This window comes from Arthrobacter sp. M71 S08 (assembly GCF_059089725.1).
This window is the reverse complement of the sequence record NZ_JBNHEY010000001.1, coordinates 589,154-605,491: the sequence shown is the minus strand read 5'-3', so window position 1 is coordinate 605,491 and position 16,338 is coordinate 589,154. Positions and strand designations below refer to the sequence as shown.

The 16,338-nt window shown below is 64.8% G+C and carries 10 protein-coding genes; 3 read left to right on the top strand and 7 right to left on the bottom strand.

Going from position 1 to position 16,338, the window contains the following annotated elements; genetic code table 11:
• Window positions 1–275: 275 nt before the first annotated feature.
• The 4 genes from AC5RTB_RS02785 to AC5RTB_RS02770 form a co-directional block, all read right to left on the bottom strand.
• Window positions 276–2,915, bottom strand: coding sequence for a LuxR C-terminal-related transcriptional regulator (locus tag AC5RTB_RS02785; protein ID WP_494059542.1), 2,640 nt, complete (start codon window positions 2,913–2,915; stop codon window positions 276–278).
• Window positions 2,912–5,215, bottom strand: coding sequence for a LuxR C-terminal-related transcriptional regulator (locus tag AC5RTB_RS02780; RefSeq protein ID WP_494059541.1), 2,304 nt, complete (start codon window positions 5,213–5,215; stop codon window positions 2,912–2,914). Before AC5RTB_RS02780 ends, AC5RTB_RS02785 begins: the two co-directional genes overlap by 4 nt.
• A 376-nt stretch (window positions 5,216–5,591) precedes the next feature.
• The gene (mfd, locus tag AC5RTB_RS02775) at window positions 5,592–9,203 is read right to left on the bottom strand and encodes a transcription-repair coupling factor (protein WP_494059540.1); all 3,612 of its coding nucleotides are present in this window, start codon (window positions 9,201–9,203) and stop codon (window positions 5,592–5,594) included.
• 187 nt (window positions 9,204–9,390) lie between these two features.
• Window positions 9,391–10,914 (bottom strand): polysaccharide deacetylase family protein, encoded by a 1,524-nt coding sequence (locus AC5RTB_RS02770; protein ID WP_494059539.1) that lies wholly within the window; start codon window positions 10,912–10,914, stop codon window positions 9,391–9,393.
• 132 nt (window positions 10,915–11,046) lie between these two features.
• Here AC5RTB_RS02770 and AC5RTB_RS02765 point away from each other — a divergent pair, with 132 nt between their 5' ends.
• The 3 genes from AC5RTB_RS02765 to nhaA all read left to right on the top strand — a co-directional run bounded on the left by AC5RTB_RS02765 (window position 11,047) and on the right by nhaA (window position 13,227).
• On the top strand, window positions 11,047–11,544 hold the full coding sequence (locus AC5RTB_RS02765) for a DUF2505 domain-containing protein (RefSeq protein ID WP_494059538.1): 498 nt from the start codon (window positions 11,047–11,049) through the stop codon (window positions 11,542–11,544).
• A complete protein-coding gene (locus tag AC5RTB_RS02760; RefSeq protein WP_494059537.1) occupies window positions 11,544–11,765 on the top strand; it encodes an SCO4848 family membrane protein in 222 nt (73 codons plus the stop codon). Before AC5RTB_RS02765 ends, AC5RTB_RS02760 begins: the two co-directional genes overlap by 1 nt.
• A gap of 106 nt (window positions 11,766–11,871) precedes the next feature.
• Window positions 11,872–13,227, top strand: coding sequence for a Na+/H+ antiporter NhaA (nhaA, locus tag AC5RTB_RS02755; RefSeq protein ID WP_494059536.1), 1,356 nt, complete (start codon window positions 11,872–11,874; stop codon window positions 13,225–13,227).
• Here nhaA and sufU read toward each other — a convergent pair.
• The 3 genes from sufU to AC5RTB_RS02740 all read right to left on the bottom strand — a co-directional run bounded on the left by sufU (window position 13,224) and on the right by AC5RTB_RS02740 (window position 16,300).
• Window positions 13,224–13,688, bottom strand: coding sequence for a Fe-S cluster assembly sulfur transfer protein SufU (gene sufU / locus AC5RTB_RS02750; protein WP_494059535.1), 465 nt, complete (start codon window positions 13,686–13,688; stop codon window positions 13,224–13,226). The two genes, nhaA and sufU, sit on opposite strands and share 4 nt — an antisense overlap.
• A complete protein-coding gene (locus AC5RTB_RS02745; RefSeq protein WP_494059534.1) occupies window positions 13,685–14,986 on the bottom strand; it encodes an aminotransferase class V-fold PLP-dependent enzyme in 1,302 nt (433 codons plus the stop codon). Before AC5RTB_RS02745 ends, sufU begins: the two co-directional genes overlap by 4 nt.
• Window positions 14,987–15,415: 429 nt before the next feature.
• Window positions 15,416–16,300 carry a F510_1955 family glycosylhydrolase gene (locus AC5RTB_RS02740; protein WP_494059533.1) on the bottom strand — a complete coding sequence of 295 codons (885 nt, stop codon included), beginning with the start codon at window positions 16,298–16,300 and terminating at the stop codon, window positions 15,416–15,418.
• Window positions 16,301–16,338 lie beyond the last annotated feature (38 nt).

The following is a 16,338-nucleotide window of genomic DNA, read 5'->3' as shown; positions in this document are numbered from 1 at the left end:
GTGCGCCGGGTGGTTCCTCGGCGCTGGTGGGCGAGTGTGACCGCCAGCCACGGGGTCTGTGGAATGCCTCTGAATCCCTACCCGGGCAGCTGTTCAACGTGTTTTCCAGCCTAGGAAGCGGCCTTTCGTTCGACCCGCGTAATCATCACTCGACTTACTATCTGGGATCCTGAGTCCTCGGGTCCGGGCACTTCAGCACCACTTGGAAATCGCGAAATCTTCCACTCTAAGTAGAGTCGGTCAGCCGCGATCGGCTTCACCGAACGGTTTGGTCCTCAGCCGTGCAGGTGCTCCTCGGAGAGCTCTTGCCTGTGATTGATTCCCAGTTTCGAGAAGATCCGGTACAGGTGTCCCTCCACTGTCCGGATGGAGACTGTCAGTGCCTCCGCAATCTTTTGGTTGGAACGGCCCTCCAAAACCAGGCGCACAATCTCGCGCTCCCTTGAGGTGAGAGAAGCCTCCGCCACATCCCGCAGGTCCTCCCGCGCTTCCGGAAAGGCCGCGGGATGGTGGATAAGCCGCTGCAGGACGGCGCGCTGCAACCGGGGCAGGTGCTGCCCGGCATACGCGCGCGCCGCACGCGCCAGGCATTCGGCTGCAAGAAGCGGCTTGCCCTGGGCATCGGCTCGAGCAGCGGCCTCGATCATGCGCTCGGGGTCTTCCCCACGGAGGGCGTTGGCGATGTACCTGAGGGTCTCGCCATCGCTTCCCTGCATCGCGGCGCCGACTTCCGCGAAGCGGTCCAGGTGTGCAGATCCACCCAGCAGCGTCAGAAGCTCCAGCAGCTCACGTTCAACACCTATGATGCCGGCGGCGTTTGCCTCGCTCGCTGCTTCCGTCAGGGCAGGGTCATCAGGCGCTGCAAGTCCCGCACGCGCGGCGGCGACGTATCCGCGGGCCACCAGCCACGTCGCTTCCGAGCCTCGGTGGGGCAGTGCCTCAAAATCAGCCGCATACCTGCGGGCACGGGCGGAGTCGCCAAGCAGCATTGCAGCGAAAGAGGCGTGTCCGACGGCGTAGGGCAGCATGACATCAAGGTCCCGTTTGCGTAGCGCTTCGATCCCTCCGGCAAGGCGCTTGAGCCCTTCGCCCACTTGACCCAGCGTGACCTCGAGGATCCCCCGCAATGACGGCCCTTCTCCACCGAAATAGACATAGCGCGGTGGAGCACTGAGCCTCCACTCCTCGATGAGCTGCAAGGCGTGTTCGTGCCTGTCGGCGTGCTGCAGCACCACCACGCTGCGGAACATCATGGACGGGTACAGGGGTGCAAGACCCGGATCGTCACTGACGAGGGCGGCGGCGATCAGGGCGAGGTCTGCGGCGTCGTCAGTTCGTCCGGCGGCATCGAGTGCTTCCGCGAGGAGGATTCGCGCCAGTGCCTGCTCCTGCGTACTGCCGGACCCAGAGTCGATGATGTCAGGAAGTCGGCGCAGCGGCTCCTGGTAGGTGCCGGCCAGGGAGTGGGCGTACTGACGGAGCAGGTCGCCGGTCGAGGGGGTGTCAGGGACTCCCTCCCCGACCGCTGGGCGCAGGCTCAGCGCAGCATCAGCGCAAGCGTCGGCAACTGACTTCACCGCTGCAGCGGATCGGCCAGTATGAATGGCCACTCGGGCAGCTACCAGAGCGGCGGAGGCGAGAGTGGACGGATCGCGCGCCAACGCGATGGCGGCTCCGCTCTGCGTCGTTGCCTCTTCGATCTCGTTCAGGCACATTAGAGCATACGCGGTCTGGACGCGAGCGGCGGGCACGAGTTCCGGAGATGCAATCGCCGCGGCGAATCTCAACGCGGAGTTCGGGTCGTAGTGACCGTTCGCCAGCACAGCTCCCCCCAGGAGGTCTGCGTCAGGTGCCGGGTCTCCTGTGTCGAGCAGCCAGTGCAGCCATCGAACGGGTCCGATAGCTGCCGGCAGGCCTTCCCCCGCGCTTTCCAGCGCGCGAAGTCTGATCTGCCGGCTACGGCCCACGGGAACGTTTCGTCGGGCTACCTCTGCACACAGCACGTAGCGGATGGACACCGACTCGGACTCCTTGTCCAGCTGCAGGACTCCGTGTTCGAGCAATTGCGTCAGCTGTTCGTGATGGACCATTTCGGAGAGTAGCGACATCGGAGCAGGTTCCAGTAATGCAACCGTCTGTACCAGGGGCCACTCAAGCGGCGAGGAGCGCTGCAGGAATTCCTTGACCGCGTGAGTAAGGAAGGGGTCCGCGTTCTCCTCCCGGCCCTTAGCCACCCATACGCCGTGATGCCGTTCCAGTTCGCCGGCGCGGAGACTCGCGGAAACCAGGGCCTTCAGGAGGTAAGGGTTTCCACCTGAATACTCAGACAGGTAGTGCACCGTCCCGGCGGCGACCACGCCACCGAGCTCCTTCTCGCAATACTGCCGCACTTCCTCCTCGTCCAGCGGATTGAGCCGGAAGGTTGCCAGCAAACCGTCACGGCTCAGTGCGAAGACGCCCTGGTGTTCCGCACCCCTCTCCAGTCCCAACAGAAGCAGTTTGACCACTTCGGCCATCATGAGCTGTTCCAGAATGTGGCTGCTGCTCTCGTCGAGATCCTGGGCGTCGTCCACGACCAGTACAGGGGGTTGGCCCATACGTCCCCGGAGCCCCTCGAAATGGGTCTTCAGGCGTCTCAACACCAGCAGGGGTGAGTTGAGCTCATTCTCCTCCAGTCCGCGGATGAATGGAGACAGCGCCCCATACGGGATACTTCCGAGTGCGGCGCTGGCTCGCAGGAGGAACACATGCATCTCACCCTCGAACCGCTTGACGAGAGCATCCGCGAGCGCGGACTTCCCGAGACCCACGTCTCCGTAAACGACGGCGCCGCCCATCCCTGCGTGCAGTGTTTCAGCTATGGCGTCGATGAGCAGGTCACGCCCGACCAGTTCTGTACGCTCCGACGCGCTCACGGGTTGTGTGCCGGGACGCCGGCAATCTCGGCTACCAGTTCTTCCCGGTTACGCACGTGGAGCTTCGAATAGGCCTGGTAGAGATGCCCCTCCACGGTGCGCACCGAAACCTGCAATTTGCGGGCAATTCCGTTGTTGCTGCTTCCTTCTGCAACCAGCTGAACCACTTCCGCCTCGCGCGCGGTGAGGCTGCTGAGCACGCTCTCGTTGATGTGCCGCTCCTCGGTCCCTGCGAGCGTCGCAACGATACGCCGGTGTACGTGGCGGCTGGAACTGCGGCTGCCGCTGCTGGTGGAGAAAGCGCGGGCTGATTCCGCGGCGTCCCGGGCGAACGATTTTTGCCCCGTTTCCTGCGCGAAGTCCATCACCTGCAACATCAGCTGCGCATCGTGGTTATCCATTGCCTTCGCATACAGCTCGCACAGTCGTGCAAACTGTCCCTGGCAGACAGCGCTGGTTTCGAGCAGCGGTTCGATTGCCCGCCGCTCGCCCAGGCGCAGTGCGCTCGACAGACTCAAGAGCTCGAACGCACGGATACCCTTTTGCCGGTCTTCGAGAGCCGCACTCAGCATGTCGCGTGCCGCCCGTTCCCGGAATCCGGTGGCTGCATCCGTCATGATGGCGAAGTGCCGTGTAAGTCGTTCCACCACCCAGGGCCTGTCAGACGGATCCGCACCGGCAGACGCAGGAAACGTCGTCGAGGGTTCGGACTCTCCGAGGGTCGTCTGGCAGTACCTGGCGGCCGTTGCCGCCAGCAGCGCCATTGCGAACATTTCGCTCGCCTCGCACTGCCGCAGTGCCGGCATGAGATAGACCAGCGCCTCCTGCGCATCGCCCGCGAATGCCCTGATCAACCCGTCGGTAAGTTCGGACAGTGTGCTGCTGACGGCGGCGTAGGACCCGTACGCTGTTCCGGCGTTGTTCTCAGTGCTCCAAACGCCGGTGGCAAGACGGACGTTGGACATGCACTGAGTGGCCCCTTCCACGGGTTTGGACTGCTGCCCCTCGAACGCCGCACCACCTCTGTCCCGTAACGCCAGCGAGTCATAATGACGACCTGTCATGGCGAGCGCCTCGCTGACGAAAGTGTTGGCAAGCTCCCTGAATTCCGACCCGAGGGTGTCCGGGTCAAGCGAACTGTCGCGCAGCAGCTCGAGCACGTCCGGGTACCTGCCCTCATGGGAGGCGACCCGTGCCTGGGCCACCCGTAGGTCACCGCCCCATCCCGCCTGCTTCATCACCAGCGGCGCAACACCAGTGCCGGCTCCCTGCACTGGGCGGTTCTCGCCCAGCTGGTCGGGAGGGTTCTGCGGCGCTGCCTCGCGTACGCGTTCACGAAGTTGCCGGCTATGGGCGGAGAGCATGCCGCCGGTGACTGCTTCGGCGACCAGGCTGTTCGTCAGGGAGACCGTCAGGGTCCGGTCCGTGCTGACCGACACAATGTCGCGATCCTGCAGTTCGTCCAGGTCAGCGGAATGACTAAGCCGTTGCAATGCCGCGAGCGGCGCACCGCCTGTTGCTGCGAGCATATCGACGATCTCGCGCTGGTCGACGGTGAGGTTACCCAGGGATTCGCAGATGGCCTCCCGCGTGCCCTCATGCATCGTGAAAGTACGGCCAGTCAACACCCAGGTCCCGTTGCGAAGCTCGAGGGCACCACACTCCACATAGTCGTGGCAGAGCAACCGCAGCCATCTGGGATTGCCCTGGCTGTGCAGGAAGAGTGTGCGTACCGCGTGACGGGATGCTCGATGTCCTAAAGCACCGGTCAGGAACAACTCAGTGTCGTTCTGAGTGAGCGGAGCGATGTTGAACCGAGCCATTGCGCTCGCCCGGCATATCGCCGAGAACTCCTGGGGCGAACCGGGCTCTTCGCTGCACACCGCGAGTATGCGCACTGTCTGGCTGGATACGAGCTGCCCCACCACCAGGATCGAGTCTTCGTCGAGCTGTTCTGCGTTATCGATGGCAAGCACGGTGTCACGGCCCCGGGCTCGTTTTTCAAGCAAACGCGTGAGGCCTTCAAGGATACGCAGGGGACTGTCGAGCGCGCTCTCATCCAGTTCCGTCAGCAGCAGGCTCAGAGCTCCATAACGCACACGGGACCCAGGGGCTGAACCCCGCAGCGCGACGACGCAGGCGTGCTCGGCGAGCTGCAAGGACGCGTAATGGAGCAGCGAGGTCTTCCCGATGCCAGGTTCGCCCAGAATGACCGCTCCGGCGGAATTTCCCGAGGTCAGCGTATCCACTATTTCCGCGCAGACATCTGCCCGTCCGATGAGTGGGGAAGAGATTCCCATTCGAGGTGGCCGTGCGGCGGATGGGCTCCCTTGCCCGTTCGTGCTCAGTTTAAGAAGAGTCACTGTTCGTCCCCTACGTTGCAGCAGTATCAAGCGGCAATCTAAGGCTAGGGAGGTCCACGCGGAGAGGCATAAGTGGTGGGTACCTGCACGCTGCGTTAGGACTACTCTATGCATCTAGGTGCCGCCGGGCTCTCCTACTCGTCGGACCCCCGTGCGACTAGGCATTTCTACGTTGTTCAGTGGAGTAGAGCGGGTGCCGGCGCCACTCAGGAAACGGCGACATAAAGTCGTCTTCCCGAGGTTTCTCCAAGGTCCCAGAGGCAGTCGCGGGGATCGCGCCCCGTGGGAGGCCCGCGACTGCCTCTGGGACCATTCAGGCCGCGAACACCGCGTTGATGACATTCTGCGCCCACTCGAGGATCGCCGCGTCGGCGAGGTCGCGGCCGCCGATGGACGAGGTCTTTGGCTTGGGGATCAGCGCCGCATTCATCGCGGGCTTCACGGAGGAACCCGGGTACATCCGCTTGAGGCGCATCTCCTTGGACTCGGGCAGGTTGGCCGGCGCGAACTTGATGAAGTTGCCCTGCAGCGCGACGTCGGTCAGGCCGACAGAACGCGCCTGCACCCTGAAGCGCGCCACGGCCACGAGGTTGACAACCGGCGCAGGCAGGTCGCCGTAGCGGTCCTTGAGTTCCTCGACCACTTCGTCAATCGCAGCGTCAGTGACCGACGACGCGAGCTTCCGATACGCTTCAAGCCGCAGCCGCTCCCCCGGTACGTAGTCGTGCGGAAGGTGCGCATTGACCGGCAGCTCGATCTTCATCTCGGCGGCCTTCTCCTCGGCTTCGCCGCGGTAGTTCGCCACGGCCTCGCCGACAAGTCGGATATAGAGGTCGAATCCGACACCGGCGATGTGCCCGGACTGCTCCCCGCCCAGGAGGTTGCCCGCACCGCGGATCTCGAGGTCCTTCAGAGCCAGCTGCATGCCGGCGCCGAGCTCGTTGTGCGACGCCACCGCCTTCAACCGCTCCAGTGCCACCTCGCCCAGCGGCTTCTCCGACGGGTACAGGAAGTACGCGTACGCACGTTCGCGTCCACGGCCCACGCGCCCGCGCAGCTGGTGCAGCTGCGACAGCCCGTAGTTGTCCGCGCGGTCCACGATCAGCGTGTTCGCGTTCGAGATGTCCAGCCCGGTCTCGATGATCGTGGTGCAGACCAGCACGTCGAACTTTTTCTCCCAGAAGTCCACGATGATCTGTTCCAGGCGCGATTCGCTCATCTGCCCGTGCGCGACGGCGACGCGCGCCTCCGGAATCAGCTGCTGCAGGTGCGAGGCCGTCCGGTCGATCGAGGACACCCGGTTGTGCACGAAGAACACCTGCCCTTCACGCATCAGCTCACGCCGGATCGCCGCGGACGTCTGCTTGTCCGTGTACGGGCCAACATAGGTCAGCACGGGGTGCCGCTCTTCCGGCGGCGTCGCAAGAGTTGAGGTCTCGCGGATACCCGTCAGTGACATCTCCAGGGTTCGCGGGATCGGTGTTGCACTCATGGCGAGCACGTCCACGTTGGTGCGCATCTTCTTCAGCGCTTCCTTGTGCTCGACGCCGAACCGCTGCTCCTCGTCCACGATCACCAGGCCGAGGTCCTTGAACTGCACCTCGGTGGAGAGCAGCCGGTGCGTGCCGATGACGACGTCGACACTCCCGTTCTTGAGCCCCTCCACCGTTTCCTTCGATTCCTTGCCGGTCTGGAACCGCGACAGCGCACGGATGCGGATGGGGAATCCGGAGAACCGCTCGGAAAATGTTTCGAAGTGCTGCTGCACCAGGAGCGTGGTGGGAACCAGTACGGCCACTTGCTTCCCGTCCTGCACAGCCTTGAACGCGGCCCGGACGGCGATTTCGGTCTTGCCGTAACCCACGTCGCCGGAGACGAGGCGGTCCATCGGGATTTCCCGCTCCATGTCGGCCTTGACCTCGTTGATCGTGGTCAGCTGGTCGGGCGTCTCAATGTATGGGAAGGCTTCCTCAAGCTCCCGCTGCCAGGGCGTGTCCGGCGCGAATGCATGTCCGCGCGACGCCATGCGCGCCGAATAGAGACGAATCAACTCGCCGGCGATCTCCTTGACCGCCTTGCGCGCCTGGCTCTTGGTCTTTGCCCAGTCAGAGCCGCCCATCTTGCTCAGCGCGGGGGTATCGCCGCCTACGTAGCGGGTCACCTGATCCAGCTGGTCCGTCGGCACAAATAGCCGGTCCCCCGGCGAGCCGCGCTTCGACGGCGCGTACTCCAGCACCAGGTATTCGCGGATGGTTTTGGTCGGCCCCGCACCCGTGGATCGCTGGATCAGCTCGACGAACCGGGCCACACCATGCTGCTCGTGCACCACGAAGTCGCCCTCGCGCAGCTGCAGAGGGTCGACGGCGTTGCGCCGCTTCGAGGGCATCTTCCGCATGTCGCGGGTTCCGGAGGCGGTGGTCCGGCCCAGCAGGTCCGCTTCGGTGAGCAGCCCGAGCTTCAGCCCGTCGAGCACAAAACCCCGGCCGGCGGACGCCGTCGTAATCTCGATGATCCCGGGCTGCGGCGACCCGTCGAGGGACTCAACGCGCGACGCCGGGATGTCGGCATCGTGGAACAGTTCGGCCAGGCGCTGGGCCGGTCCGGGGCCTTCGGTGGCGACCACCACGCGCCACTGGTCGCGCACCCGGCCGCCGATGAACTCCATCATCTCGGCGACGTCCCCCTGGTAGCCGCGGGGTTCGCGTGCCGCGACGGTGAAACTGTCGACGTCGGTGAGCAGGTCGTCGGATCCGAAGGACGTGATCGACCACCACGCGACGCTGTTCGCGAGCGCCGAAGAACGGGTATCCACCAGTGACCGGAAGCTGGCCGCTTCCAGATCGGCACCCAGCTGACCGCTCAGGTCGACGGGTGCGGCGCCGCCGTCGGACGCTGTTGCCCACGCCGCCTGGAGGAACTCCTCGTTGGTCGCCTCAAGGTCGTGGGCGCGCGCGCGCACCTTTTCCGGTTCGACGACGACGGTGATCGACCCGGCGGGCAGCTCGCCGACAAACGGCACCATGGCGTCGACCAGCACGGGGGCGAGCGATTCCATGCCCTCGACGGCGATGCCTCCGGCGATCTTCTCAAGCATCCCGGCCGCAGCGGGCAACTGGTCCTTCAGGTGCGCGGCTCGGGACATCACGGACGGTGTGATGAGCAGTTCCCGGCAGGGCGGCGCGTACAGCTCGGTAGGAACGCCGCTGTCCTCATTGATGGGCAGCGAGCGCTGGTCGGCGACGGCGAACCAGCGCATCTGATCCACCTCGTCGCCGAAGAACTCCACGCGGAGGGGGTGGTCTTCGGTGGGCGGGAAGACGTCGATGATGCCGCCGCGCACCGCGAATTCACCTCGGTGCGTGACCATGTCCACCCGCGAGTAGGCGGCGTCGGCGAGCGCGCGGACCACTTCGTCGAACGCGCGTTCCTCACCTACCTTCAGCGCGACCGGTTCCAGCTGGCCCAGCCCTGCGACGAGCGGCTGAACGACGGCGCGGATCGGCGCGGTGATGACGCGCACCGGGTCGGCGCCCGGGTGGGCAAGCCGCCGGAGGACGGACAGGCGCCGGCCGACCGTGTCCGAGCGGGGTGACAGCCGCTCATGCGGCAGCGTCTCCCAGCTCGGAAACTCCTCAATGGACGACGCCGGCAGGTAACTCCGCAGGGCGGCGGCCAGATCCTCGGCCTCGCGGCCGGTGGCTGTGACGGCCACGACCACTGGCTGCGCGGCGCCACTGCCGTCGTCGTCGTTTCCTGCCTCGGTGAGGCCATCGACCATCTCCGCGAGCAGCGCGGCGCGAAGGCCGGTGGGGGCGCCGATTTCAAGATCGGTGCTGCGGTCTGCAACCGGGCGGGACGCGTTGGTCCGCACCCGGGCAAACGAGGCGTCCTCGGCAAGAGCGGCGCGCAGTCCGTTCAGGGTCATCGATTCCTCCATGCGTTTATGTCTGCCGCTGGGTTGCGTAGGGCCTCGAACGAACGGGAACCGTGGCAGGACAGCACAAAAACCCGAATTCGAAAGAATCCGGGACGGCTCCTAGCTTATCGCGAGCAGGCGGGGAGTACCGCTTGCCCTTCAGAGCAGCAAGCCCTGAAAGGGCTGCGCGCTGCGGTCAGGGCGTCTGCTCAGGATCGGCTTCGGGTTCGGGAGTGCCTGCGGGATCGGCTTTTGCCATGGACGCGTCGTCCGTCACCACTGTGCCCGCTTCTTCGAGTGCGACACCGAAACTCAGCCCGGTAACCCCCTCAGGGATCGGAGGCGTGGTCCATTCTGCGCGGGTGAACTCTTCAGTGGGTTCCATGAAGTCGCTTGACGTCCAGTAGATCCAGACTCCCCGTTCCAGCCTGTAGGCCACACTGAACCGCACGGGAGCAGTGGAGGTGTACCACGTCTCCAGCGAGTAGGTCTCCCCCGGCACCACGGTGGGGGCGCACACACCGAGGTCTTTCCCGGAGGCGAGCTTCGCCTCACCCTTGGTGATGTCCCGGACCTCCAGTGAGATGGCCGTCCCGCCGTCCCGTCCCGGAACGCGTGTGAACTCGGAGTGCAGGTCACCAAAGGATTCGGCGTCCCAGCACATGGGCATCTCCTCGGTAAGGACCAGATCGGGCCGGCGCTCCTGTTCCGGGCCGGTATTCGGTTCCTCCAGACCCGGGTTCTTCAAGACGTTGGGGCCGTCTGCCGGCGGTACTTCCGGACCGCGTTCCACCGGTTGTACTGGCCCTCCCAACACTTGCTCGACCGTCAGCACGATGGTGTTCGTGGTTTCGGTGCGCTCGTCGAGCCAGGCAAGGAACTTCTCCATAAGGTCCTCAGTAATGGAGATTTCGTTGCACTCGGCGGTACAGAGCTGGTGGAAGGTCAGCGGCACCCATCCTCCATCTGCGCCGGGCGCTTCGACCGCGGCCTTCAGGTCATCAAGCGTCCATTCGTCGGTAACTTGGCTCGGCGCCGCCACCAGGTATGGATTTTCTGACGGAATCGCTTCCGCCTCCGGGCAGTCGGAGCAGTCGAAGCGGTTCTTCAGCATGCCCAACTCACGGCCGGAGTTGTAGCCGCATTCCTCCACAAGCCGCTGTACATCCGGCGTGGAGGAGGCAAAGGGGTAGGCGAAATTGCGCACGTTGAAGCCCCAACTGGTAAGCGTCTCCCGGTCAAGGCAGATGTCGCGCTTACCCTCATCCGGGTGCACCACTTCGAGCTCGGCATGTGAGACGGTATGACCGCCGATCTCGTGGCCCGCAGCGCCCATCTCCCGCAGTTCCTTCAGCGTCAGGTAGCCGGGCTGCCCGATCGAACCTGAGTTCACATAGAACGTCCCACGCATCCCATGTTCGTCGAGCAGTTCCACAGCCTTCGCCTGGGTATCCCATCCATCATCGAACGTGATGCTGATAACGGTTTGTCCGGGCTCTTCCTCGACCGGTTCCACCACAGGAAGCGGACTGAGGTCTATATCGGGCGGCACAAACGGATCGAGGGGTTGCGCGGCTTCGGTCGTGGGATTAGCTGCCGGTTCCTGCTCAATAGAGCCGCGAACCACGTTGAATCCCCCCAGCAGCGCGACAATAGAAAGCAGCGCGAGAGTCACCAGGACGCTCACCACCAGTGTGCTCGTGACTCTCCATCCGCCCATGCGGCCATGATAGAGAACCGGCGCTGTAAAAACCTAGGGGGTCTTCTTCAGCGCAGCCCTTCCAAGGTGAGTCGCAACGCCAGGCTCACATAGGATGTACGGGACTCAAAACTCTCAAACTCCGGAGGATTAGTGGCACTCAGCGCCTCAACCACCCTGCCCTACGACGTTGCAACGGTGACCAATGTCTTCACCGATGAAGCGTTCCTCAAGCACACGAGCGAGCGCGTCGGCGGGGAGCTCAAGTCCCTCACGGTCGACGGCGACACCGCCTCCGCCTTCACTCTCACCGCAGTGCGCACGCTGCCCACTACCCGTCTGCCGGACTTCGCCCGAAAGTTCGTCGGCGAGACCCTGACCGTCACGCAGACCGAGGACTGGGCCGCTCCGCTGGCCGATGGCTCCCGTGAGGTGAAGGTGTCCATCAGCGTCTCGGGCGCGCCTGTCTCGGTCGACGCCGTTCAGCGGCTGATAGCCGAGGGCACCTCCACCCGTGTGGACGTCGAGGGCAACGTCAACTCCTCGATTCCCTTCATGGGCGCCAAGATCGCTGCCGCAGCCGAGCCGTATATCGGGAAGGCCCTGAACATGCAGGCGGCCGAGGCCAAGAGCTGGCTGGAGAACCGCTGATGGAACTGCCGCTCGCCCTGTCTATTGTCCTGATCGTCGCCGGACTCTGGACCCTGGTTGTCTGGCCTCCGTTCCTGCGCAGGGTGTTCATGGACCCGCGGGCGAGGGATGACCGTGGTGCTCCCACCCGGTTTCTGAAGGTCCATTTCATGCTGGTGACAACCTCCATGGTGCTGGGTGCAGCAACCCTGGTCATCGGTATCCGCACGCTTACCGCCTAAGTAATAGTCGAGCCTTGGCCGGGCCTCCCCTGCTAGGGTTTTTCAGGAATTGGTGCGCCGGGAAGACTGGTCGACAGAAATTCTTCCTGCCCTGAAGGAGCCGCTCATGTCAGACCTGAATGCCACCCCTCCGAAGCGGGTATTCAGCCGCTCCAGCTGGCTGGAGTACCAGCGGATCAGCGAGATCCTCCGCAAGGAGACCGTTGGCGGCATCCTCCTCATGATCGCCGCCGCACTGGCTTTGATCTGGGCAAACTCGCCATTCTCGGACAGCTACTTCGCGTTGCGGGATTTCGAGTTCGGTTATGAGCCCTGGCACCTCAAGCTCTCGGTGGGGCACTGGGCTGCCGACGGCCTGCTGGCGATCTTCTTCTTCCTCGTGGGCCTTGAACTCAAGCGTGAGTTCGTCGCCGGGGATCTGCGGAGTCCCGCCCGGGCTATCGTTCCGGTGGCAGCGGCGGCCGGCGGCGTGATTGTTCCTGCGCTGTTCTACGTTCTCGTCAACCTCGGTTCTCCCGAAACGCTGCGGGGCTGGGCTATCCCCACCGCAACGGACATTGCGTTCGCGGTGGCCGTCCTCGCCGTGATCAGTTCGCATCTCCCAAGTGCCCTCCGGATCTTCCTGCTCACCCTCGCCGTCGTGGATGACCTCATCGCCATCGCGATCATTGCGTTCTTCTACACGGCGGAGGTGGAATTCACCTTCCTGCTGCTGACGCTGGTACCGCTGGCCCTGTTCGCTTTCCTTGCGCAGACAAATCCGAAGTTCTTCGGACGCAAGACACCTGCGGCCTGGGTCATCCTCCTGCCGATCGGCATGGTCACCTGGGCTCTGATGCACGCGTCCGGCGTGCACGCCACGGTGGCGGGCGTACTGCTCGGGTTCATGGTTCCGGTGCTCCGCAAGGGCAGGGGCGGCAAGACTGTGCAGCCGACGGTGAACAAGCCGGGCCTCGCCGAAACCTTCGAGCACCGGTTCCGTCCGCTGTCCGCCGGTATCGCAGTTCCTGTTTTCGCCTTCTTTTCCGCAGGGGTGGCCATCGGCGGGGTGGAAGGGTTCGTCTCTGCTTTCAGCGACCCGGTGACAGTTGGGATTGTGCTCGGACTGGTGCTGGGGAAGCCCATCGGGATCCTGCTGACCGCCTGGGCCGTGACCAAGACAACCCGGGCGTCCATGGACCCCGACCTGCGATGGGTGGACCTGCTCGGCGTCGGGCTTTTGGCCGGGGTGGGCTTCACAGTATCGCTGCTGGTCAATGACCTCAGCTTCCAGCAGGGAACCGATCAGAATGACCACGCCAAGGTGGCTATCCTCGTTGCATCGCTCCTCGCCGCGCTGCTGGCCACGCTCGTTCTGCGCTCACGGAACAAGCGCTACCGTCTGATCGAAGAGTCGGAGAAGGTCGACGCCAACCTCGACGGCATCCCCGATGTCTTCGAGGACAGGCCTCCGCGCGCCTAGCGGTTCGCTGCGAGGACCGCTTCCTCCAGCGCGACCCAGGCGAGCATCGCGCACTTCACGCGCGCCGGGAACCTGGAGACGCCGGCGAACGCAGCGGCGTCTCCCAGCACCTCCTCATCGGGCACCACGGTGCCGCGCGAGCGCATCAGCTCCCGGAAACGGTCGAGCCGCTCCATCATGTCGTCACGGGTGCTCCCACTGACCAGTTCGGTGAGTACCGACGCCGACGCCATGGAAATAGCACAGCCCGCTCCACTCCACGCCACCCTCTTTATCCGGGAATCGCCAAGCCACACCCGCACGGTCACTTCGTCGCCGCAGATTGGGTTGAGCTGGTGTGATGCGGCAGTTGCCAGGGCGGGATCAGCGTCCGACGCCGGATCGACCGGCCCCTGCCCCACGCGCCTTTTCGCGTGGTCCAGGATGATCTGCTGGTACAGGCTCTCAAGATCGCTGCTCATGAGGACGCCCCGAAGAATGAACGCACCCCGGCGACGGCCGTGAGGAACGCATCGACCTCGTCGGTGGTGTTGTAGAGGTACGTGCTGGCCCGCGTGGACGCCGTCAGTCCGAGACGCCGGTGCAGCGGCTGGGCGCAGTGATGCCCCACCCGGACGGCAATGCCTCGGGAGTCGAGGAACTGCCCGACGTCGTGGGCGTGCACGCCGTCGACGTCGAACGCGGCGAGCCCGATGCGGGGCTGCCCGGAGCGCGGGCCGAGTACCCTGATTCCGTCGATGGCCTCGAGGCCGGCCACCAGGCGCTCCCCCAGCAGTTGTTCCCACTCCTCGATGCGGCCCATGCCGGTCTCGGCCAGGTAGTTCACCGCCGAGCCCAGGGCAACCGCCTGCGAGATCCGCTGGGTGCCTGCCTCGAAGCGGGCCGGCGGCGGGAGGTACTCGGCGCGCTCGAGCGTGACGGTGGTGATCATCGAACCGCCCGTGAGGAATGGCGGCATCGCGTGCAGGTGCTTTGAACGGCCGTAGAGTGCACCGATTCCTGTGGGGCCGAGCATCTTGTGCCCGGAGAACGCAACGAAGTCGACGTCGAGTTCGGCGACGTCGATCGGCAGGTGCGGTACGGACTGGCATGCGTCCAGAACGGTGAGGGCGCCGACCTTCTGCGCCAGTGCCACCAGCTCGGCTACCGGGTTGATGGTGCCGAGCACGTTGGAGACATGCGTGAAGGCGAGAAGTTTGGTGCTGCCGTCGATGACGGAGGCGGCCTGATCGAGGCGGAGGGCGCCGTCGTCGTCGACCGGAATGTGCCGCAATGAAGCGCCGGTGCGGGCGGCAAGCTCCTGCCACGGGATCAGATTCGCGTGGTGCTCCATTTCGGTGACCACAATCGAGTCATCGGGTCCAAGGGCGTAGGGACGCGCGGCGTCGCCGCCCAGTCCCAGCGACGCGTTCGAGAGGCTGTACGCCACGAGGTTCAGTGCCTCCGTGGCGTTGGAGGTGAAGACGATCTCCTCCGGCAAGGCACCGATGAAGGCCGCCACGGTGGTGCGGGCTATCTCGTAGGCATCGGTCGCTTCAACGGCGAGGGTGTGAGCGCCGCGGTGCACGGCGGCGTTGCGCTGCTCGTAGTACTCCTGCTCGGCTTCCATCACGCTCACCGGGTTCTGGGAGGTGGCTCCGGAATCGAGGTAGACCAACGGCCGTCCGTTGAGCTCATTGGAGAGCAGCGGGAAGTCGTTGCGGATGCGGCTCACTTCGTCGTTCGAGAGCGGGTGGGATGGTGCTGACAGGATGGGCATGAATCTCCCTCGACGGCGATGTGCGCTATTCATTCTACTGCCGGCGCACACTGATGGACGGTCAGGATTGGCAGCAAGAACAGCTGTCCCCCGAGATTGCCCCGTCGGAATCGGGCTCAGGGCGGCCGAGCGGGTTGGCGCAGCACGCGTCCCCCGACATGCTTCGAGCCCCTCCTTGATCGCATCCGGCGATGACCCGGACAGGTAGGAACAGAGCAGGGTCTGCTTCGAGTCGGCCACGGCGGAACGTGATCTTATCTCACGGCCGGCGCCGGCGCTGGAGGTAGGACAGCACCGGCATCACGGCCAGGCTGACCGCAGCGAGGACGACGCCCACAGTCGAATGCTCGGCCTCAGCACCGGATCCGGCGGGACAGCACTGCGCGGCGGTCCGGAGAGGGCAGGGTCTGGGGCAGTGTTCTCATCGGCTCACTCATCATGGGATCCGATATCGGAGAAGGTCTGGCCATTGTCGTTCGACGCGAGGACACTCTCTTCGGTGGCCACCCAGATCCGCTGTGTTGAGTCGAGCGACTGGGTGGCTATCGCTGCTGCCTGCCCGGGCACTGTCCCCTGTTCCTGCCAGGTCACGCCGCCGTTGCTGCTGGTGTAAATGCGTCCGTCCGGGGTGATACCCGCCGCGCGATCTTCCGAGAGCGCGGTGAGCATCAACAGCGGTGCGTCCGGAACGGCGGACCAGGTGACGCCGTGGTCGCTGGATCGCCAGAGGCCTTCCTCCGTGGTGGCAAGGACAATGCTGCCTCTCGCCGTGCCTGCCAGGTTGTAGGGGGCGAAGTCGTGCTCCACTGCCTCCCACGCCATGCCGTCCGCGCTGGTGAGGAGTTCGCCGTCGTACCCGATGATGCCGGATCCGGTCGCCGCGAGGGCATGGAAGTCGGACTCCCCCTGCCGGGACAGGGGTTCCCAGGTCTGGCCCTGGTCGACGGATTGAATCAGTCCGACAGGGTCAGGAAGATCTGACCCGGGTCCGGGATGGCCGGAAGCGTAGTAGGTGCCGTTGGCGGTGGTGGTGAAGCCCATCAGGTCGATGCTTGGCCCGATTTTCAGTGCCGGGGACGCAGAGACGTCGTACAGGCCGTCGTGCGTTGCCAGCAGCACGCGGTTCGTCCCCGGATCCACACTCATGCCGTGGATATGCGCGTAGGGATAATCGTGCCCGTGTGCTGACTGTTCAGTCGGGGCGGTCTGCGGCGCAACCGAGGAGCACGCGGCAAGGAGGAGTGTGCCGGCGATGACACCAACCGTTCGCGGTGCCCGCTGCGTTCGGGAAGTTGAAGGGCTGAGAGGTAGCAAGCGCGAGATCCTTCAGGTCGTGAGGTGCGCGGACGCGC